General features: G+C 39.6%; 11 protein-coding genes and 1 tRNA gene. 7 read left to right on the plus strand and 5 right to left on the minus strand.

Features of this window, described 5'->3' with window-relative positions; translation table 11 throughout:
• Window positions 1–151: 151 nt before the first annotated feature.
• From AN393_RS16555 to AN393_RS16570, 4 genes are all read right to left on the minus strand, one after another.
• Window positions 152–1,111 (minus strand): Wzz/FepE/Etk N-terminal domain-containing protein, encoded by a 960-nt coding sequence (locus AN393_RS16555; RefSeq protein ID WP_055018668.1) that lies wholly within the window; start codon window positions 1,109–1,111, stop codon window positions 152–154.
• Between the two features lie 91 nt (window positions 1,112–1,202).
• Entirely contained in the window at window positions 1,203–3,881 is a 2,679-nt protein-coding gene (locus AN393_RS16560) for an SLBB domain-containing protein (protein ID WP_055018669.1), read from the minus strand.
• A 122-nt stretch (window positions 3,882–4,003) separates the two neighbouring features.
• On the minus strand, window positions 4,004–4,786 hold the full coding sequence (locus AN393_RS16565; protein WP_055018670.1) for a YdiY family protein: 783 nt from the start codon (window positions 4,784–4,786) through the stop codon (window positions 4,004–4,006).
• Between the two features lie 27 nt (window positions 4,787–4,813).
• Window positions 4,814–5,632 carry a mechanosensitive ion channel family protein gene (locus AN393_RS16570; RefSeq protein ID WP_055016622.1) on the minus strand — a complete coding sequence of 273 codons (819 nt, stop codon included), beginning with the start codon at window positions 5,630–5,632 and terminating at the stop codon, window positions 4,814–4,816.
• A 284-nt stretch (window positions 5,633–5,916) separates the two neighbouring features.
• Here AN393_RS16570 and AN393_RS16575 point away from each other — a divergent pair.
• The 7 genes from AN393_RS16575 (at window position 5,917) to AN393_RS16605 (ending at window position 21,029) form a co-directional block, all read left to right on the plus strand.
• Window positions 5,917–5,992 (plus strand) — tRNA-His (locus AN393_RS16575).
• Window positions 5,993–6,226: 234 nt separating this feature from the next.
• Entirely contained in the window at window positions 6,227–7,555 is a 1,329-nt protein-coding gene (locus AN393_RS16580; RefSeq protein WP_055018671.1) for a hypothetical protein, read from the plus strand.
• An 11-nt stretch (window positions 7,556–7,566) separates the two neighbouring features.
• Entirely contained in the window at window positions 7,567–8,718 is a 1,152-nt protein-coding gene (locus AN393_RS16585) for a FecR domain-containing protein (RefSeq protein WP_055018672.1), read from the plus strand.
• An 86-nt stretch (window positions 8,719–8,804) separates the two neighbouring features.
• Window positions 8,805–16,316: an Ig-like domain-containing protein gene (locus AN393_RS16590; protein WP_055018673.1), complete on the plus strand. Its 7,512-nt coding sequence runs from the start codon at window positions 8,805–8,807 to the stop codon at window positions 16,314–16,316.
• A 3-nt stretch (window positions 16,317–16,319) separates the two neighbouring features.
• Entirely contained in the window at window positions 16,320–17,168 is an 849-nt protein-coding gene (locus AN393_RS16595; RefSeq protein WP_200909048.1) for an MBL fold metallo-hydrolase, read from the plus strand.
• A gap of 80 nt (window positions 17,169–17,248) precedes the next feature.
• Window positions 17,249–19,396: a CHASE2 domain-containing protein gene (locus AN393_RS16600; RefSeq protein ID WP_235576213.1), complete on the plus strand. Its 2,148-nt coding sequence runs from the start codon at window positions 17,249–17,251 to the stop codon at window positions 19,394–19,396.
• Window positions 19,397–19,403: 7 nt separating this feature from the next.
• Entirely contained in the window at window positions 19,404–21,029 is a 1,626-nt protein-coding gene (locus tag AN393_RS16605; RefSeq protein ID WP_408003155.1) for an HD-GYP domain-containing protein, read from the plus strand.
• A gap of 282 nt (window positions 21,030–21,311) precedes the next feature.
• Here AN393_RS16605 and AN393_RS16610 read toward each other — a convergent pair whose 3' ends face one another.
• Window positions 21,312–22,739 (minus strand): NAD-dependent succinate-semialdehyde dehydrogenase, encoded by a 1,428-nt coding sequence (locus AN393_RS16610; RefSeq protein ID WP_055018676.1) that lies wholly within the window; start codon window positions 22,737–22,739, stop codon window positions 21,312–21,314.
• Between the last annotated feature and the right edge of the window lie 104 nt (window positions 22,740–22,843).

The following is a 22,843-nucleotide window of genomic DNA, read 5'->3' on the forward strand; positions in this document are numbered from 1 at the left end:
TGCTAGGGTCTTGTTACTTTGTGTAAAGAAGTTAAGTAAGTTAATTCAATCGAATAATAATTTTATTCGATTAAAACAGTATTACTTTAGTCGCTTATATAGTTAATTGATTAATCAAATTGACTGTAAAACAAACAGAAGTAAACTTATTTTAATCTTTAATCCTAATATAGTGCTTGAGAATAACGACCATACAACTAAAAACTATCCCTAATGCGAAGCCTAAAATTACGATTAAGGTACGCTTTGGGCTGTCTCTAACTTCTGGAACAAGTGCTGGATCAATCGTTTTAAAGGCATATTCATCACGAACACTAGCAAACATAATTGTTTTTGCTTGCTCTTCAATTAATTTATAAAGAATAATTCGTATATCAGCAATTTTAGTATCTTCTAATTGCTTAGAAAGAAAGTCAGCACTTTTTTGTGCCTCCACTACGTCCCTATCTTTCATTTCTTTGTTAATATCTTCGACCAGCCAGTTGACCCATTGCTTAGCAATCAAAGGAGATTGGTGAACAATAGATAAAGTTATCATTGCCGTTTCTTTATTCGTTTTTATTGAAATTAAGTCACTAAAAATTTTATAAGCTTCTTGCTCTGATGGTTTCGATGTAAGTGGAGCCTCAACTTCCCTCAGCCATGTTTTTGAATTGCTATCGTAAACTTCTGGATCATAACTGACACCTTTATTTAGCTCCCACGATTTCACTGCCATTAAATCTGGTAAAATATTATGTTTTTCAATAAAACTTGATACGAACTTTCTAGACTTCAAAACTTCAAGAGCGAGCTGTGTTTTGTTAGTGCTTTGCCCACCAATATTTACTCCTGCTAAGCTTGCTAAACCACCGAACTGGCCAGCTAAAGCAGATAGGCCGCCATTGTTTTTTGCCTCCGCAGGTGCTAATAATACTTCTGATCTGTATAAATTTGGCTGTTTTAAAGCAAAGATAATCGAGAACAAAACAAACAGAAATGTTATTGCCGCGATCACCCACTTGCCGCGCCAAATAACAGATAGCAGTTCACCTAGGTCTATTTCATCATCAACAGGTGGGTATCTGTTTTGCTCTAACTCGGAGCTTTGTGTTCTCAAATCTGTTTTCATATAGTTAATCTAGTTCCACTTTTTATTCTATATACATAAAGCAATAATTATTTTTAGCTTACTTTCTTTGCTTAATAAGTAAGTTTATATTTTAAATATTGCTAATCGCAGCAACAGCAACACCTAATTGGTATACTATTTGTGTTGCAGTACTCCATAGAGTAAGCTTATCCATATGGCTTGCATCCATCGGTATTACAATAGTATCGCCAGCTTCTAGCTCAGTAGGATCATTTGCTGCAAACCAACCTCCTCGAGAAGGAATTTTAACTGAACCATTTGCTTTGATTATGTAAATGCTATCTTCATCAGCACGATCTTTAAGTCCACCACTTAAGCCAATATAGTCTTCTAAGGTAACCCCAGCTTTATATAAGTGTGATGTTGAGTAGTTAACTTCACCTATTACACTAATTGAGTCACGTTTACTTGGCACGTATAAAACATCACCATTTTGCAGGACTAAGTTTTGCTTATTTTCAACTATGAGTGGTAAGTCGATAACTAATCGCCCTACCGCTTCAACGCTTGCTAAATCATTTAATAGCTTATTCATTTCATCATACGAAAGTGAATTACTACTTACTGAGTTTTGGAAGCTTTTTGATGCTATGTCGCGGCGTAGCTCAGTTGATAAACGGGCTAGTTGTTGCTGCTCTTGCTCTTTTATAGACGCACGAGTAAATATTGCTGCTTTTTGCTCTGCAAACTCAGAGAAGCCGCCAGCGCGTTCAAGTAGCTCTGTCAGTGTTTCGCCGCGGCGTATTGTGTAGGTACCAGGGAATCTAAGCTCACCTTTAAGTTCTACTTTTACGTTTTCTTGCCAATTGGGTATAGCGAATACGTTAATACTGTCTTTACTTTGTAGTGTAATATTGCTTTGTGCATCACCACGCATTGCACTTTCAAGGTCTAAACGTAAGTGTTCTATTTTAGAGGCGTCGCTCGCTACAATACGTGTAATTTCGGCTTGTTTTACGTAAGCAGATTCTAGTAAGCCGCCTGCCGCGGTGACCAAATCACGTACTTCACCGCCCACCATTAGCGGGTAAACACCCGGGAATGTAACATTGCCGCTAATTTCTACTAGCTGAATAGCCTGATCGACAGAAGCCTGTTGCTTAAATTTAGCAATAAGTGGCGCGAGTAAATTATGGCGGCTAAATAAAGCATAATCTTCTGGTTTTAATTCAAGTTCAGCTTCTTCTTTAGCTTTGCGTTTTGACATTTCAGCGAGTGTAAGGGCTTTATTTTCTTCAAAAATAAATTCCTCTTCTTCTTGATTTATACCAATATATTTTTCAAACTCTTTTTGCTGGTATGTATGCCATTGCTCAGCTTTTAGCTGCTGTTCTTGCTGCTCTTGGCTTAGGGCCATATTAGCAAGTGCTGATTTTTCAGCTTCTTTTTCTTCAAAGCGGCTGAATACAATAATTTTATCGTTTGCTTTTAACGTTAAGTTATTTTCTGGGTTTTTAATTATGGCTTGTGCTACATCAAACTGATGCGCTTCTATATCACCATTTATATTAATTTCGCGAATTACTAAGCCGTAGCTTAAATCTGCTTGTGGAAGCAGGTCACCACGTACTGATTTTAAAACATCCGAAATACGCTTACCTTGATACCACTGATAATTACCTGGGCGCGCTACAGCACCAATTAGGCTTATAGAATTTTGATATTGTGAGCTTACAGAGTTAAAGTGTACGCGGTCGCCATCTTGCGGAATGTAGTTAATTTGTGGCTTAGTGAAATCTATTGACAGTACTTCTTTGCGATCAAAGTTGAAACGCTCTACCACAACATTTTTAGCATACGCACCTGCTTTTAAACCCCCTGCCATTGAGAGTAATTGATTGGCCGTCTCGCCTTTTTTAAGTTCAAATATTGCTGGGCGTTTAACTAAGCCATCTACAGTAACTTGTGCCCCTACAGGTGGCACAAAAACAACATCACCAGGCTTTAATACTATGTCGTTACTGCTATCGCCATTGATTAGTAAATCGTAAAGGTCGAAGTTAGCTACTGTTTTACCAGCGCGCTTTACTTGTATATTACGCAGTGACGCAATTTCAGACACACCACCACTTACAAACAGAGCATGTGACACGGTTGTTAAAGACGATACGCTGTAGCTACCTGGTTTGTAGGCTTCACCTAGTACAAGAATACGCATGCTACGTAGTTGACCAAGTGATACAAAGGCTTTCACCCCTATCACTTCTTGTTCAACTTTTACTTTTATGAGTTCTTTTATTTCGGCAAACGTTAAGCCTGCTACCTCTACAGGGCTTAAATCGGGAATGCTAATGCGCCCTTCGCGGTCAACTGTTACATCAAAGCTGTCACTTTCTTTTCCATAAAAGTTAATTTTTAGTTGATCGCCTGGGCCTACTATATAGGTGTCCGGTACGGCAGCATTTTCGCTTGGCATAAACGTTGTAGGTTCACCTGCAAAAAGCTCGTAGCCATAAGGCTTTAATTCTTCTGTTTTGGGCTTAAAGCGCTCTTCGTCGGTTAAGTCTTCTTGTTCTTTTTCTTCGCGTTCGCCGATAGTTGACTTCTGCTCATTTGAGTTTTCATCATTTGACTGGTTAGCACCGGTGATGGTAGAAATATCAACACCGTATTGCTTAGCTAGGGCTTCTTGCTGAGCTTTTGGCAATTTTTTAAATTGCTCAATTTGCGAGGCTGTTGGCGTAAAAGCCATGGTACTAAAACTACAAAGTAGAATAAAAGCACTAAAAAATTGTATAAAAACTTTCACGAGTAGGTATATCCCTAGGTCTACAACCAAAATTGGTGGCTATAATACATTAAATCTAAACAAATAAAAAAGGGACTTTCGTCCCTTTTGTCACTTAACTGTCATTAAATACGTTTCTTTGGTTAAAAACTATATACTAACGTTAATGACGTCTCTGTATCTGTACTTTCTTCGTCATCAGCAACATCTGAGTTGTTGGTAACATTAAAAGCGACTTTCATTTGTAGCGAGCCATTTATTTTAGTTAGCAGCGCCGTCTCAGAACGCGTTTTGGTGTTTGAATCACCGTACTCAACCGATACAAGTTGAGTAAAACGTGCGTTGTCTGAAATTTGCCAGTTATAGTCTAATTTACCTAAAGCAATTACTTCACTGTCGCTTTCACCTGCAAGTAGGTTACCATCGTCGTCAACTTGGGTGCTGTCATCTGAGTATTCAAAAAATTTGTAACCCGGACCAAACTCAGCACTTAACCACATATCTGGCTGGTCGACTAAACGTAAGCCGTAACCTGCAGAAATTACAGATTCAGTTCTATACGCGCCAAAATAGTCTGAAACGTGTGAACCATAAATGAATAAATGAGAGTTTTCTTCATTTAACTTGTAATTACCTTGAGCAGACGCTGAGTACTTTTCGTTGGTGCGTTGCTTTTCTTTATCACCGTTGTCATCTTCAACTTCATCTTCTTTATAGATGCCGTCGATTTTGTACTCGTTGTTCCAGTTTTCTAGGTGATGTAATACCTTTAAACCGCCTTTTAACGTTGTAGTTTCAGTGTTACCGCTCGTGACGATAGCACCAAGCTCACTTGTTACTTCCCACGTTTTTTTCTCAGCGTCTTCTGCGAATGCGTTAGTTGCAGCAGAGGCTGCAACTAAAAGTGTTAAAAGCTTTAATTTCATTAAAAATAACCTATTTAGTACTTAGAATTAGTCTTGCTTGTGTAAATGTACATCCATTTGCGGATATGGAATTGCAATATCTGCATCATCTAATGCAATTTTAATGTTCTCTAATAATGACCAGTAAGTCGGCCAGTAATCGCCTGAGTTTACCCAAGGACGGACAATAAAGTTGACGCTTGAGTCTGCCAGTTCAGAAACTGCAACAGTGTAAGCAGGATCTTTAAGTAAACGAGACTCTGCGTCAAGTACTGACTGTAATACTTCTTTTGTTTTTCGTAAGTCGGCTTCGTAACTTACACCAATAACTAAATCGATACGGCGGGTAGACTCACGAGAGAAGTTAGTAATAGCGCCCGACATAATTTGTGAGTTTGGCACGATTATAACTTTGTTATCTGGAGTACGTAGTTCTGTAGAAAATATTTCTATTTTTTTAACTGTGCCCATTTTACCGCCGGCTTCAACAAACTCACCAGATTTGAATGGGCGAAGCAATATAATAAGTACGCCTGATGCAAAGTTAGACAGCGAACCTTGAAGCGCTAAACCAACTGCTAAACCAGCAGCACCTAAAATAGCAATGAACGACGTAGTTTCGATGCCTATTTGCGAAAGCGCCATTAAAATAGTCGCAGCAAATACAATAGCGTAAACTATACTCGATACAAACGAGCCTACCGCTTTATCTACTTTCTTTTTATCGAACGCTTTTTCTGTTAAGCCAGCACAAAACTTAGCAATGCGGCTACCAAGTAAAAAGATAACTAACGCTATAACAGCTTGAATGCCGTAGTGTAAAATTAAACCTGAGTTTTCGTTTAGCCAGGTAAGTATTGAATCCATAGTAACTCCAAATAGTTTTTATTAAGCAATTTCCCGCACGTAATTATACATTAATTTACATTTTATTCTCATTAAATAGTAAATTATAATTAGCAAGTTGTTGTTTTAGTGTTTTTTTAAGCCACTTTTAGCCCGCGCATAGAGTACATACTCTTTATGAACCTTTACTGATAACGAAGTAAATTTATGAAATATTGATTTTTTTTGATTTTTTTTAGTTTTAGGCTTCACAACATTTATTATTTTATGTATTATGCGCGCCACACCAAACGAGGTGTGTAGTGGCGGTTGTAGCTCAGTTGGTAGAGCCCCGGATTGTGATTCCGGTTGTCGCGGGTTCAAGCCCCGTCAATCGCCCCACTTTTCTCCTTTTGTTCCTGATTTATCTCCCATTAGTTTTTCAATTTAAATTTATTCACCCATCCTGCTTTACCGAATATTTCACTTTATCAAATACTAACTTAGCTTCTGTTTACAATCGCACAATAATGAACCAATATACTTTACATATAAACAGAAAGTGCTACCTTATTAAGGTTTAATAGCATTTAGTATTAGCAAACCACCACTTCTTCTTGGGATATTCTAACGAGCATGATCAAACACGCTATTTTTATTTTATTACTTGGTTACCTTTCTTTTGTAAGTTTGAATGCAAAAGCTCAAAATAATATTTCCTATGTAAAGCTACTTGGTGAACTTAAATATTTAATTTCGCAAAAGCAATTTGACGAAGCATACAAAATTAGTCAAAAGCACTATATATATTTGGGCGAGCCCGATTTTGACTACTTGCTTGGGGTTTCGGCGCTAAATTCTAATCTTTCGGCCCCTGCAGTATTTGCATTTGAGCGAGTCATTGAGGCAAAACCACAGTGGTATGAAGCACGTTTATATTTAGTAAAATCTTATATTGCAGCCAATAATTTACCTGCGGCTAACGCTCAAGCTACGCTAATAATTAATACAGCCACTTCACCTGAAGCTGTGAAAAAAGCGGCTCATTCTTTATTAGAAGCATCGCAGCGTAAGCAGCGCTTAACTGAGCGTACTTATGATCAAAGCATTGAGATTGCATATGGTGTAGATGGTAACGTGAATGCAGGCACTTCTGAGGATACAATTTTAATCCCTAACTTGGGCGAATTTTTACTATCGCCAAAAAGCAAAAGCAGCGACGATAATTATATAAAGCTAAATTATAAAGGCCGTTACTTTTACCCTATAGACCAACATAGCGCTTTTGCTTTAGGTGTAAACACCGATTGGTACAAATTTAATGAGCTATCTGAATATGACCGCGTAAATACCAATGTTTCAGGTCGATACCAACAGGCGTTAAATAATAACACCCTTTGGTATTTGCAAGTCGGTATTACACCTTTACTACTAGATGGTGAGCTATACAGAACTGAAACATCACTAACAAGTGGCGCTAGTTACCAATTCAATAAACAATTAAGTGTATTTGGCGCATTATCAGTTGGCCTTATGAATAATACATTTGATGATAAGTTAGATAACACTTTTTATACTCTTAATGTAGGTGCAAGTTACCTGTCTAAAAAGTGGTATCAAAGTGTAAGCGCAAACTTTAAAAATGAAAGCGCTAACATTGATGAAGGTGAATTTAATGCAAGGCACATTAGTGGGGTTTACTATCAAATAAACGCATTACTTAGCCAACATTGGCAAGTCTCTGCGCAAACAGGGTATCAATGGATTGAACATCAGGATAAACACCCGCTATTTCTTCAAGAGCGAAGTGATAATTTATTGATACTTTCGAGCTCATTACGCTACTCAGTTAATAAAAGTTTAGCAGTGCAATTAGCATTGAACTACCAAGACAAAACCAGTGATATTTCGTTGTTCGAATACGATCGCTTTGATACCAATTTAAGCGCAAGTTACTCATTCTGATTAAGGTACTTATGAAACATTTAATTCCGGTATTATCCACCTTACTTTGCGTGAGTTTTTATTCTCAAGCAAGCACCACAGTGGCAGGAAAAACTATTTTAGCCCGAGGCGCTGTACTGGCTACAGATGCCGAATCCGCCCAACAGCGAACCCTAAAGCGACGCGATACGGTATATGATGTTGATAAAATAACAACGGGTGAAAAAAGCAAAGCACAATTTTCAATGTCTGATGGTGGCTTAATTGCGCTAAAAGAAAACTCTGAGCTAAATATTGCCAACTATGAATTTAATCCAACTACTCAGCAAGGCTCTGCCTCTATTGAACTAATAAAAGGCGGGCTGCGTTCTATCTCGGGTGTTATTAAAAAAAATGGTGGCGCGTATAGCGTAAAAACACCGGTTGGATCAATTGGTATTCGAGGTACTCATTTTGAGCTACAGCTTGTAGATGGTGACATGTATGTAGCTGTTTGGGATGGCGCAATAGATTTAACATTGGAAGATCAAAGCATTGTATCTCTTGGTAGTAATGAGCCTTTTTCTTTTGCACAGGTCACTTCATTAGGGCGTGTTATTAAAACAACACAGGCACCTGCTGTTTTTACACAAACCATAGCGAGCATAAGTGATGACACAAATACTATTAGTGGTGACACAAGTGCTGAGCAACCCACAGAGCAGCAATCAATAGTACAAAACAATACTTCAGAAAAAACTATAGATGCCGATATATCAGTAACTGATGTTTACGCACAGCAGCAATTTCAGGCGGTAAATGATGCAACTTTAATTGACCAAATCGCGCAGCGCCAAGGTGTTTTTAATTATCAAGCAACCAGTTTTGATGTGTCGTCGAGCCTTGGCGAGGTAAGTGACTTTTCTATGTCTATGTCAGTCGATTTTGATAACGGCACAGTACCCGATGGTGAAATCAGCTTTAATGATGCAGGGGGAAATTGGTACGCAGCTTACAGCGGCTTAATCGATTTAACCAAGCTGGATTTAGCCGTTACATTCGCTTCTCACAATAACAATAAAGCAACAGGCCAAATTGATGCTGTGTTTTTGAATGACATAGATACCATCACAGGTGATTTTAGCCTGAGTGAAATAAACAACCCTGCTGTAAACGCTGGCGGCGATTTTAGACTAGAACCTTAGGTAACCTGCACTTTAGGTAACAATTTTTTTTACTCGTATTCAGTTTAAGTAATTTGAATACAAAGCTATTTATTGGAGTATGTAGAATGACAGCAAAGAACCTTTTTTTGCTCGGTTTAATGGTTTTTTTGCTTAGTGCGTGTGGGGGCTCTGATGAAACAGCACAACAAAACTCAGAACAGCTACCTGTAGAACAAGTTACACCCACCCCTTCTGCTACACCCATAAATCTTACTGGTATAGCCGGTAACTCTATTGTTACTAAAACACAGGTGTCGGGTGCTGTGGCCTCTAGCAGAGGGGTTGTAGGCACAACGGTTGCCAACTCACAAGCTACGATAACTCTTTCACAAGTTAATGAAGTTATACAAGGCAATATCACTTTTTTACTTAGCGTGTCTGACCCCGATGGCATTAGCGCAGTAAATTTAGTACTGCCGAGTGTAAATAAAAGCCTAGCACTTTGTACACAAGCATGTGGAACAGCTTTTGAGCAGTCAGTTATAGGGTTAAGCCCTTACTTTTATGGCGTTGAGTCTGGTGACCTACGCTTAGAGATATGGATTACCGATAGCCTTAACAACCAGGTACTTGCAGACGCAGTAACGACTAATTGGCAACCCTACCAAATAGAAGGCATATCGGCACAGCGAGATGGTCAATCAATTAATTTATCTTGGCAAGCTAACGATAACTTAAACCGTTACAATATTTACTTAGCTACCGAGGCAGGTGTAACTACAAGTAATGTAAACACACTTGAGAATGGGCAACAATTTTTAAGCATATCTGGAACAAGCTTTAATGTAGATGATCTGCTAGCAGATAAAAGCTACCAGGTTTTAATAACCGGTGTAGATGGCAGTGGTGAAAGCGGCTTTGCAGAAAAAATTAACGTAGCACCGCTAGGTGGAGAGCTAAACTTTGCACCAAATGCCGTTAACGATCAATTTTTAGTGAATGAAGATCAAAGCTTGCAAGGTAACGTACTAATTAATGACACTGATGAGTACCAAGGGACTCTTTACATAAATACAAACCCTTTGGTTAACCCTCAACATGGCAGTGTTGCCCTTAGCGAAAGTGGTGATTTTACTTATACCCCACGGGCCAACTTTAATGGCAACGATGCGTTTAGCTACCAAGTAATTAATGAGCTTGGGATGATAGATACCGGCATTGTAGAAATAACGATTAATGCTGTAAATGATGCGCCCATAGCCCTTGATAACACGTACAACATAAGTGATGACGGAACGTTATTAATTGCCGCGCCCGGTTTATTAAGCAACGACAGCGATATAGACCAAGATCAACTTACTTTAGATACAACACCGGTTAGCCTTCCGAGTAAAGGCGCTCTTACACTTGCTTCAGATGGTAGTTTTGAGTATATAGGTAGCGCCAATATGCAAGGCGCGGATAGTTTTCAGTACCGCATTGTTGACCCTCAAGGCGCAGAGGCAATTGCCAGTGTTACTATTAATGCACAGGATCAAAATAGCCCGCCTACAGCCGTAAACGACAGTTACAGTTTAGATGAAGATACCACACTTGTAGTTGATACAAGCCAGGGGTTACTTGCCAACGACACAGACCCTAATAATGATACTTTTATTATTGATGATACATACAGTGTAACGCCCGCCCACGGACAATTACAATTAGCTACAGACGGTAGCTTTTCGTATATACCTGATGCAAACTACTACGGTATTGATGAATTTAAATACCAAGTAATCGACACGTTAGGTGCTACTGCCACGGCTACCGCGACACTAACTATAAATAGCACACCAGATAACCCTAATGCCCAAAAAGATGAGTACCAGTTTCAGTACAACCAAACACTGGTAGTTTCAGCTGAGAATGGCTTACTTAAAAACGATGTAAACATAGAACCTGGTAATCTCACTGTTAATACAACGCCTGTAGTTAACGTACAAAGTGGTATTTTAACCCTCAACGCTGATGGTTCATTTTCTTATCAACCTAATTCGGACGCTTTAGATGTTGATAGTTTCACCTATTCTGTTTCCAATGAACAAGGGTTAACTGCAACAGCGCAGGTTGTATTAAATAAAACGGGTTCTAATTCGCCTGCTGAAGCGAATGATGATTTTTACACCTTACTAGAAGACAGCCCAGCCACATTGCTAAACGTATTAGAAAACGATACCGATGCAAACGGCGATACACTCACTCTTACCGATGTTACAAATACAATAGGTACCGTCCGTATTGTAAATAATAGAATTGAGTATACACCCGAGCCTGATTACTTTGGTGAAGCAATACTAAACTATTCGATTTCTGATGGTTTTAGCGATAGCACGCCAGTGCAAAGCAACGCTACAGTAACGATCACTATTACACCCGTTAATGACGCGCCTACAGCAATGGCAGATAGCGCTGCAATGCAAGAAGATGCGCCGCCAATTTTGGTTGATGTGCTTACCAATGATACCGATGTAGACGGTGATAATTTAACAATAACAAGCGTTAGTACCGAATTTGGCTCAGCGAGCATTGCAGATAATAAAATTCAGTACAGTGCTGGGCCTAACGCTAACGGTGTTGCTATTGTGACGTATAGTATTTCCGATAATAGCGCAGGAGAAGCTAGCGCTACTTTAGAAATAACCATTTCACCCGTTAATGATGCACCAATAGTAAATGCCGATAGCGTTACCATTACCGAAGATGCTTCTGCCACTTTGATAGATGTATTGAGTAACGATACTGACATAGATGGCGATACTCTAACGCTTTCTACTGTGAGTAGTGATAGTGGTAGTGTTTCAATTGTAAATTCGCAAATTCAATACATACCTGATGAAAACGATAATGGCACTGCAACAGTAAACTATACAATAACTGACGGTTCGCAAAGTGCTTCTGGGATACTCACAATAACGATTACCCCAGTTAATGATGCCCCCGTAGCAAACGCTGATACCGCAACTATTTTAGAAGATGCTGCGCCAACAAGTATTAATGTTGTTGGCAACGACACCGATGTAGACAACGATCCACTTGCTATTAGTACAGCAAGCACGAGTACGGGAGCAGTTTCAGTATCTGGCAGTAACCTGCTTTACACACCCGAGGCAAATTTTAATGGTCAAACTGTTGTAAGTTATACGCTAACCGACGGCACAACGACTGCCGAAGGCGTGCTAACAATAACCGTCACGGCAGTTAACGATGCACCTATTGCTAACCCCGACTCAGCGACTATTTTAGAAGATGCCGCCGCAACAAGTATTAATGTATTAAGTAATGATACAGATATAGAAAACGATACGCTTTCTATTAGTGCGCTAACGACCACATCAGGTGCAGTTACAAGCGCAGGTAGTGATGTGATATACACGCCAGAGGCTAATTTTAATGGACAAGCCACAGTAAACTACACCCTAAGTGATGGCACCGATACAGCTAATGGCGTGCTCACTATAACCGTAACACCAGTTAACGATGCCCCAGTAGCCAATCCCGACACGGCTACTATTTTAGAAGATGCTGTAACAACAAATATTGATGTATTAAATAATGATACAGATGTAGAAAACGACTCGCTTTCTATTAGCAGCGCAAGCGCAAGTACAGGGAGTGTTACAGTGGCCGGTAGCAATCTTGCTTTTACCCCTGAGGCCGACTTTAACGGCCAAGCAGTTATAAATTATTCCCTATCTGATGGCACCGATACCGCTAGTGGCGTATTAACTATTACGGTTACGCCCGTGAACGATGCGCCGGTGGCAAATCCCGACACGGCCACTATTTTAGAAGATGCCGCTGCAACAAGCATCAATGTATTGAGTAACGATACTGATATAGAAAACGATACACTTTCTATTAGTGCCGTCACTACTACATCAGGTACAGTAACAAGCGCGGGTAGTGATGTGATTTACACGCCAGAGGCCAATTTTAATGGTCAAGCCACAGTAAATTACACCCTAAGTGATGGCACCGATACCGCTAATGGCGTACTTACTATAACCGTAACACCAATCAACGATACGCCAGTGGCAAATCCCGATACGGCCACTATTTTAGAAGATGCCGCTGCAACAAGCATAAACGTATTAAGTAATGATACAGACGCAGAAAACGATACGCTTTCTATTAGTGCTGTTACTGCCACATCAGGTACAGTAACAAGCGCGGGTAATGATGTGATTTACACGCCAGAGGCCAATTTTAATGGTCAAGCCACAGTAAATTACACCCTAAGTGATGGCACTGATACGGCTAATGGCGTATTAACAATTACGGTTACGCCTGTAAATGATGCGCCGGTGGCAAACCCCGACGCGGCCACTATTTTAGAAGATGCCGCCGCAACAAGTATCAATGTATTAAGTAATGATACTGATACAGAAAACGATACACTTTCTATTACTTCCGTAAGTACTAATGTGGGCGGTATTTCGAGCTCTGGCAACAACGTTATATACACGCCAGAAACTAACTTTCATGGACAAGTGATCGTAAATTATACACTGAGCGATGGTACAGACACAGCACCTGGAACATTAACTATTAACGTAACCCCTGTGAATGACGCACCTGTTGCACAGCCTGATTCAGCGACTTTAAATGAAGATGCCCCTGAAACTACAATTGACGTTATAAGCAATGACAGCGATGCAGATGCAACCGATACCTTAACTATAACAGCCGTTATAGCGGATATTGGTACAGCGAGTGTTGAAAATAATGAAATTAAATATACCCCCGCCTTAAATAGTGAAAGCATAGCAACACTTACCTACACGTTGAGTGATGGCACTGATGAGGTGCAAGGTAATTTGACTATTACAATAGTAGCAATTAACGATGCGCCAACAGCAGTAGACCAAACTTTTTCTATCGGTGAAAATGCCATAGATGAAGAGACAATTGGTACGATTACAGCGTCTGACATTGAAAATAACAGCCTCACTTTTAGCTTAAGCGGTGGCGAAACCTCATTATTTAATATTGATAGTAATAGTGGATTATTAACCGTAAACGGTAGCAACGCTTTTAATTTTGAAACAGCGACACAACACACAGTGAATGTCGATATTACTGATAATGGCTCTCCAAATGAAACGACTACAATAACCATTAATGTAAATATTACAGATGAAGAAGATCCACTAATTCCTGTCGAGGATGAAACATTTGGACGAGCACTTAGCGAACAGCTAGACCTTTCGAGCGTTTTTTCAAATGGTGAATTTAACGATAGCATTGAGCTTAACACTAACCTTTATTTTGTGGGATACAATAACAACACAGATACAGATATTATTGTTGTTTCTTATACCAATACGGGCGATTTAAACACTGCATTTAATAGCAGCGGCTTTAAAACGATAGATCTGGGTGAAGATGAAAAAGGTACCGCTATTATCTCTGGCAATGGTGAGTTATTTATAGGTTATTCAAGCTTTAATGGCTCAGAAACTGAAGCATGTTTATTAAAAATGAGTACTACAGGCATTATAAGTACTAACTCTGGTGACGCTAACAGCGGTACTAAATGTACAACACTTGGGAGTGAATCTGTAATAAATGACCTTGAGTTTACCGATAATAAAATACAAGGCGTTGGTTACTCTATCAATGGCTCAGACAAAGACAGTTTATTTCTTAAATTTGATGTGTCGACGCTTGCTTACGAATCAGGCAGCCCCGGTATAGTGGATGTAAGTGGTGAAAACCGTGATGATGAATCACACGCTATTAAAAACTTTGGTAACTCTGATTTACTCGTAGTAGGTAGTGCCATAGGCGAAGAAGGTGATTTAGATGCAACCATTAGGTACCTTATTCCTGATGGCAATAATAACGGCAGCTTTAACTCAGGCGATGCGCTTATATTAGATTTATCGGACGAAGAAGGTGACGATGAGCTACTTGCCATTGGTGGTATAGACGCGGTTAATTTTACTGCCTATTTAGGGGGATATTTTACTCGCTCGTCTGGTGAAAAAGAAGCGGTTATGATTTCAGTTGATCGCTTTGGCGATATTAATGAAGAAATGTCAATTTACAATATTGATGGGAATTCGGGCTCAAGTAACGGCAGTGCGCGAGTTACTGGTGTAAAGTACGCACCTTTGAGCAATCAAATAATCCTCTCTGGTACTACAGGTATTGAAGCCACTGATGATGCTCACAACGAGCAACTATTTTCGGCGCGAGTCTCTGTACCTGATGGCACACTAGACACTAGTTACGGCAATTCAGGCATAAATATTATTTCCAATGTTATCAGTCATCAAACTGCTAATGCATCGACTATTGATGAAAATGGCACGCTATGGCTATCCGGCAGGTTTAACGATTCATCTAATGAGCCTTTCATAACGTCAATAACGAGTAATGCAAATTTAAACACCGACTTTTCTATAGATGGCTACACAAGCTTAAACGATCTAAGTATTAGCTCGAATGATCTATCAATGGATGTATTGCAATTACAAACTGGCACGCACGCAGATAAGTACTTAACGGCGTCTGTAACGCAACTTAATACTAACAATAAGTTAGTGCTGACTCGCTATACTAATGCAGGTGTTATTGATACCAGCTTTAGTCTTGATGGTAATAAAGCCCTAGATATTAATGTTGCGTTTAAAACCATTAAAATAAAAGAGCTTAGCGATAGTAGTATTATTATTGCAGGTACACTTATAAACGGTGTAAATGAAGAAGGCTTTATAGCAAAAGTGGACCAAGACGGTTACCTAGATAAAAACTTTGCTGACGAAGGAATTTATACCACTGTAGACATTTTAAATACCGATATTAGCTTTGCTGATGTTGCTATCGATAGCAGTGGCTATATTGTGGCTGTAGGGACAGCGACTAATGCTTTGAGTGTTACTAATTCGTTTGCAACCATGTTAAAAAGTGATGGTAAATTAGAAAATAGTTTTGGTACAAGCGGTGCTTACTATGGCAACGTAAATGAGTTTTTTGAAACGCTTTATATAGACGCAAATAAAGATATATATATTGCAGGTAAGCAAGTATCTGGCAGTAGCTCGCAATTAACCATGCTAAAAATAGACGATGATGCTAACGAGATATTTACCTATACCGATAGCCGCTCCTTTAGTGATATAAATAACAGAGCAACAAAAATACTCGCCGATAACGCGGCTAACCTCTATTTAATAGCTAATGATGGCACCACGCCAAACCTAGCAGTGATTATTAAGTTACAACCCGATGGTAGCGAAGATTTAAGCTTTGCCACGAGTGGTATAGGGCAATATGAACTCGCTTCAAGTGCTGACACAAAAGTGAACGATGCAGCAATTGACACTAATGGTAATATTATCCTTAGCGGTATGAGTGATTCAAAAGGGTTAATCGCACGCATATTAGCTGATGGCACTATCGATACCTTATTTGGAGAAAATATGCGGGGTTATTATCAAGCAGTTCAATGTGATGGTACGCATGAATTTACGTCAATGCTGTTACAAACGAACAATCAAATCATACTTAATAGCACATGCTTTAATAACGGCTCTAATAACGTTAGCTTATCTAAATTTAACTTTTACCCAGATGGAATTAAGCCCTAAATCATGAAAGTTAAATTTTATGGCGTAAGGGGGTCAATGCCATCCCCAGGTGAACATACACGTGTATTTGGGGGCAATACTTCATGTGTATACATTGAGCAAAAAAATGGTGATAGCCTTATTTTAGACTCTGGGACGGGTATCGTGCAGCTTGGTGAAATGCTTCTTAAGCACGCCTCCCCTATAGCTATACTATTAACACATAACCACTGGGATCATATTCAAGGGTTTCCATTTTTTAAGCCTATTTACCAAGCCGAACGCGATATAACCATTGTTGTAGGTGATGTTGAAGACGAGCAAAGTAAGCAGGCTGTTTTGATGCAAATGTCAGGCTCGTTTTTTCCTGTTAGTTACCAAGACTTACCTGCAAACATTACCTTAAACACTCAATTCGCTACCCAAGAAAGCTTTACTATAAATAATTTTAACGTATTAACCGCACCGTTAAATCACCCTGGTGGAGGCACTGCGTATTGTGTACATGCTGAGGGTAAAAAAATTGCTTATATAACCGATAACGAGTTATCCCCGCCTGGTGTTGTTAAAACCACCCTTGCCCAGTGGGCTGAGTTTATTAAAGGTGCTGACTTGTTAATTCATGACGCCCAATTTACCACCGAAGAGCTTCCGCTCAAGCATGGCTGGGGGCATAGCACATTTAAGCAAGTAGCTGAATTAGCTGTTGACGCTTGTATAAAAAACTTAGCAATTATAAGTCACGATCCAGCAAGAACCGATGACGAGCTGTTAGCAATAGAAACACAACTACAAGCAAATTATGGCGAGCAAATTAATATTGAATGTGCCAAAGAAGGCCGATCATTTGAGTTTACATCAAGTAAGGATTAACTGTTATTTCTCGCCTTTATATCCCTAAAATTTACCGACACCTATTTGTAGGCTTAGTCATTACGCTGCTAATAGCGGCTGTGGAGCTGTTTTCTAGTGGTTCATTAGCCAAACTGCTCAATAGGGTCGAAGGTATTATTTACGACTCTAGGCTATTGCTTACTTTGCCTGATACACCTCGACAGCTTGACGAAACTGTTGTGATTATCGACATAGATGAAAAAACGATGCTGGAACAAGGGCGCTTTCCTTGGAGCCGCTCAAAAATGGCTGATTTAGTAAATAAGCTCACTGAGGCAGGGGTAGTAGTTATCGCATTTGATATCTTTTTTTCTGAGCCAGAAGTGAACCCTGTAAACCAAATTCAATCAAGAGCCCCTGATTTATTGAGTGCATATAAATTGGCGTTAAATGATATTAAACACCAAGTAGACGCTGATGCCACCTTTGCTAAAGCACTTAATAGTAACGATACCGTATTAGGTTTTTTGTTAAACAACGACGCTTACAAACAACGTAACCCTTTACCCAGTTCGAGCGTTGTGTGGCCAAAGAGCGAGCAAAGCAACTCCCAGGTAACCCAATTTTTAGGCGCTACGGTTAATATACCTATGTTGCAAAGTAGCGCCACGGGTAACGGGTTTATAAATGCCCATAGTGAAAACGATGGATTTATACGTAAAGCGGCCTTGGTTAATCGAGTAGATGGTAAGCTCTACCCCTCTCTTGCGCTTGAGGCTGCGCGTTTATATACCTTAGCAGATAGTATTCAAACGCGTGCAAGCATCCAAGATGATTTGACTTTCTTTGAAGGCATTAAATTTCATGAGCGTTGGATACAAACAGATGAGTACGGCCAAATTTTTATCCCGTATAAAGGCCGCGCTAAAAGCTTTAAGTATTACTCTGCCACAGACGTATTAACTAAAAAAGTTACTGAGCAACAATTAGAGGGCAGCGTAGCGTTTATTGGGACTTCTGCAATTGGTTTAGCTGATTTAAGAGCCACACCTGTGGGTTTACAATACCCAGGGGTAGAAGTACATGCTAATATTTTTGAAGGGCTACTGCACCCAGAGATTATACCTACTCAACCTACATGGGCTTTAGGTGCCACATTATTATTAATTACCTTTGTGGGTTGTTGCTTATCGCTTTTAAGTTTTCGTAAAAGTGCGCGCTATATTGTAACACTTTCAGTGGGTATGGCTGGGCTTGTTATATTGCTTAATTTTTATTTGTGGTCAGTACAAAAAATTAGCCTGCCTCTATTTATGCCGCTATTACTTATTTCTATTTTAGCCGCTTACTTTGTTTTTATTGGCTCAATAGCAGAACTAAAGCACAGCCGAAAAATTAAATCGATGTTTAATCAATATGTCCCCCCTGATCATATTGAACAATTAATTCGCCAGCGAAAACAACTTACTCAGCAAAGTATAAAACGAAATATGACCGTGTTATTTGCTGATATACGAAATTTTACTGCGCTATCAGAAGGGATGAGTCCAAACCAATTAAGTGATTATTTAAATCAGTACTTATCGGCAACCACAAAAGTTATTTTTGATAATAACGGCACAATAGATAAGTACGTGGGTGATATGATTATGGCTTTTTGGAATGCACCGCTTGAAGACAGTGAGCATGCAAGGCACAGTGTTGAAGCCGCCTTGGCAATGGTTGCAGGTCTTTCAAGCTTAAATAAAGCCTTTAGCGAGCAGCAACTTCCCGCTGTGAGTATTGGTGTGGGCATCAGCACTGGTGAGATGAATGTTGGCGATATGGGCTCAGTCTATAGAAAAGCCTATACCGTACTTGGAGATGCAGTAAATTTAGGCTCAAGAGTAGAAAGCTTGACCAAATTTTACGGGGTAGCTATTCTGGTTACTGAAGAAACAATGCTTGCTTGTCCACATATTGCATTTCGCTTAATTGATAAAGTACAAGTAGTAGGTAAAGTAAATGCAACTAAGCTGTATGAGCCTATAAACTTTGTAGCTGAGATAAGCGAAAGCCAGCTATCTGAAATTAAAAAGTCGTTCACTGCTATGCAGCACTACAATAATAAAAATTGGCAACTCGCTCTGACACTATTTGAAGAGTTGAGTGAAACGGCCTTATTGAGTGATCATGTTTACCATATTTTTATTAACCGAATTAAAAATACCGATTTGCAAAATTTAGCACAGGATTGGAATGGCGCCTTTATCCACAAAACAAAGTAGTAACAACATGTCTGAGTACATTAAAGATAGAACGAATCTTCATCACTTTATTGATATTAGCATTAGGCTAACAACTGAAAAGGATGCAAGTAAACTTCTTGAAGAAATTTTGCAAGTTGTTATGTCTATTTCTAATTCTGATGCAGGTACTATCTACTCTATTACAGACGATAAACAGCTTAAGTTTGAAACAGTCATAAATAAATCTTTAGGCCTTTATCTAGGCGGAAGCTCAGGGGAGCCCGTTAACTTTCCTAATATAGATCTGTTTATAAACGGGAAAGAAAACGAAACGGCTATAGTCGCTCATGCTGTTAACTCTGGCGAAATTATTAATATTCCAGATGTATATGCGGCACTGCCCTTTGATATGAGCGCTGCGCGAAATATGGATGCGCGTACGGGGTATCGTACACAGTCTATGCTAACAATCCCGCTCAAAGATCATACTGATGATATTATTGGCGTGATTCAGCTGATCAATGTGAAAGATCAACATGACAATATCATCACCTATAGCGATGAGCTCGTCACACTTATACGATCATTCGCTTCTTTAGGTGCCATATCACTGACAAACTCAACCCTTATTAAAGGAATGGAAGAGCTATTTTCCAAATTTGTAGAAACCATTGCGATGGCTATCGACGAAAAGTCACCTCATACCGGCGGGCACTGTAAGCGAGTTCCTGCGCTTACTTTAATGCTTGCTGACGCCGTCCATAATATTGACCGTGGCCCTTTGGCTGACTTTGTAATGAGTGATGCTGACAGACATGAACTAGATATAGCTGGCTGGCTCCATGATTGCGGTAAAATAGCTACCCCTGATCACATAATGGAAAAGTCGACTAAGCTTGAAACTATTTTTGATCGTATTGAACACATTGATGCTAAATTTGAGGTCATTAAACGTGATTTAGAAATAAGTTATCAAAAGCAGATTATCTCTGCGATGAAGCTCAATAGACCCATAGAAGTGCTTCAGTTTGAGCGTCTACTCGATACTGAATTAAAACAGCTTTCTTTAGATCGAGCATTTTTACAAAGAGTCAATGTCGGTGGGGAGTTTTTATCCGATGAAGATGTTGCCAATATAGACCGCATCGCATCACATTACCACTTAACGATTAACGGCAAAGAAACCCCTTTACTGAGCGAAAATGAAGTAGAAAATTTACAAATCCGCAGGGGGACACTAACCCTTGGCGAGCGTGACGTTATGAAACGCCATATGGATGTAACTAAAAATATTTTAGACACCCTGCCATTCCCTAAACATTTGAGTAATGTGTCTGAATATGCACTTGGGCATCATGAAAAGTTGGATGGTACAGGCTATCCGCAAGGATTAACAAAAGAACAAATGTCGGTACCTGCAAGGTTAATGGCTATTGCTGATATATTTGAAGCGCTTTCTGCCGTAGATAGACCTTACAAAAAAGCAAAGCCGGTGAGTGAATGTTTAACAATTTTAGGACGTATGGTTGAAGATAATCACCTAGATCGGGACATTTTTGCCGTGTTTGTAGAATCTGAAGTATATAAAAATTATATTAAAGAGTATGCGATTGCCGAGCAATTAGACTTTGTTGACCTAGCAAAGCTACCAGGGTATTCACCTATAAAATAAGTCAGTTCCACTTTCTCTAACTATAAAAAATGCCACCTTGCGGTGGCATTTACACACGGGTTATTTCTACAAGTAGAAATTCTTTTTATTTTTGATTACTTTTAAACAAAAATTATGCCGTAAATGTAGCACTAAGGCCTATATCTAGCAATAAAAAGGTAGCCTGTAGTTATAAACCTGTACCAATGCGCAATATAGATCACTTAATTAAGCGAATAGCTATTAGTAACCTAAACCGTGCTGAATAAACCAATTTTTATGGTTTAAGTGTCTTAGCGTTTCTTAAACCTTGATACACACGTATTTTTCTTCAAGGTATTCATCAAGCCCTTGATGGCCGCCTTCTCGGCCTAATCCTGATTGCTTAACGCCTCCAAACGGTGCTACAGGGTTAGATATAACCCCTTCATTAACGCCAACCATACCAAACTCTAGCCCTTCGCTAATACGGTAGATTTGCTTGATATTTTGGCTATAAAAATATGCTGCTAAGCCATAAGGAACGTCATTAGCAAGGGCTAGCACCTCACTTTCCTCATCAAAAGGAATAACCGTTAATACCGGGCCAAATACTTCTTCGTGGTATATATCCATTTCGGTCGTTACGTTAGTCACAATGAGCGGGTTTTGAAAGCTGCCGCCTAAGTCGCTGTTATCCCCAATTAGCTTTGCGCCTTTATCAAGTGCATCTTGCACAAGCTGCTGCACTTTCTCTTTGGCTTTTGGGTAAATTAGCGGACCAATATCTACCCCATCTTCAAACCCATTTGCCACATTTAACGCGGCTACTTTAGGGGTAATTTTATCAAGCACTTCATCTAAAATACTGCGCTGAATAAAAATGCGGTTTGCAGCTACACAAGCTTGGCCGCTGTTTCTAAACTTAGCCGCCATAAGGCCTTCAATTGCTTCGTCTATATCGGCATTATCAAAAATAATAAACGGTGCATTACCACCAAGCTCCATAGATGTACGTTTAATTGTATCAGCACATTGCGAAAGCAGCTGTTTGCCCACCCCAGTAGAGCCGGTAAAAGTAAATTTACGCACCACTTCTGAGTCTGTCAGCATTTTGCCTACTGTTTTTGCATCTTGCGAAACCAACACATTGAAAGCGCCTTTAACAAACCCTGCCTGGTCGGCAAGATACGCCAATGCTAGTGCGCATAAGGGCGTGTATTCTGAAGGTTTTGACACAAAACTACAGCCTGCAGCGTATGCTGGCGCCACTTTACGCGTTACCATTGCAACCGGAAAATTCCACGGCGTGATACCTGCTACAACGCCTACAGGTTGCTTAAAGCTCGTTAATCTATGTGTATCGTCGGTTGGGGGGATCACATCGCCGTAACTGCGTTTAGCTTCTTCTGCAAACCACTTTATAAACCCAGCGCCGTAATCTATTTCACCTAATGACTCTTTAAGCGGCTTACCTTGCTCTTTGGTCATCAGCTCTGCAAGGGTTTGCTTGTGTTTTATGACTAAATCATACCAGCGCATGAGCGTCTCACTTCGCTCAGTAGCATTGGTTGACTTTAATTTAATGAATGCGCCTTGTGCTGCCTTTATTGCACTATTAACGCCTTGCTCATCTATATCACTTACTTCAACAATACTCTTTTCGGTCGCGGGGTCATCAACGCTAAAACGCTGGCTTGTAGAATAAAAATCACCGTCGATAAACGAATCAGAAAAAACCAAATCAGACATAGAACCTCCTAGTAAAAGCTATCAGCTATCAGCTATCAGCTATCAGCTATCAGCTATCAGCTATCAGCTATCAGCTATCAGCTATCAGCTATCAGCTATCAGCT

This window comes from Pseudoalteromonas sp. P1-25 (assembly GCF_001401805.1).
In the GTDB taxonomy this organism is placed as follows: Bacteria; Pseudomonadota; Gammaproteobacteria; order Enterobacterales; family Alteromonadaceae; genus Pseudoalteromonas.

Excerpts from the sequence above, each read along its gene's own strand:
- AN393_RS16585 (WP_055018672.1), top strand. The coding sequence starts at position 7,567 with ATGAAACATTTAATTCCGGTATTATCCACCTTACTTTGCGTGAGTTTT.
- AN393_RS16610 (WP_055018676.1), bottom strand. The coding sequence starts at position 22,739 with ATGTCTGATTTGGTTTTTTCTGATTCGTTTATCGACGGTGATTTTTAT.
- AN393_RS16605 (WP_408003155.1), top strand. The coding sequence starts at position 19,404 with ATGTCTGAGTACATTAAAGATAGAACGAATCTTCATCACTTTATTGAT.
- AN393_RS16580 (WP_055018671.1), top strand. The coding sequence starts at position 6,227 with ATGATCAAACACGCTATTTTTATTTTATTACTTGGTTACCTTTCTTTT.
- AN393_RS16565 (WP_055018670.1), bottom strand. The coding sequence starts at position 4,786 with ATGAAATTAAAGCTTTTAACACTTTTAGTTGCAGCCTCTGCTGCAACT.
- AN393_RS16595 (WP_200909048.1), top strand. The coding sequence starts at position 16,320 with ATGAAAGTTAAATTTTATGGCGTAAGGGGGTCAATGCCATCCCCAGGT.
- AN393_RS16590 (WP_055018673.1), top strand. The coding sequence starts at position 8,805 with ATGACAGCAAAGAACCTTTTTTTGCTCGGTTTAATGGTTTTTTTGCTT.
- AN393_RS16555 (WP_055018668.1), bottom strand. The coding sequence starts at position 1,111 with ATGAAAACAGATTTGAGAACACAAAGCTCCGAGTTAGAGCAAAACAGA.
- AN393_RS16570 (WP_055016622.1), bottom strand. The coding sequence starts at position 5,632 with ATGGATTCAATACTTACCTGGCTAAACGAAAACTCAGGTTTAATTTTA.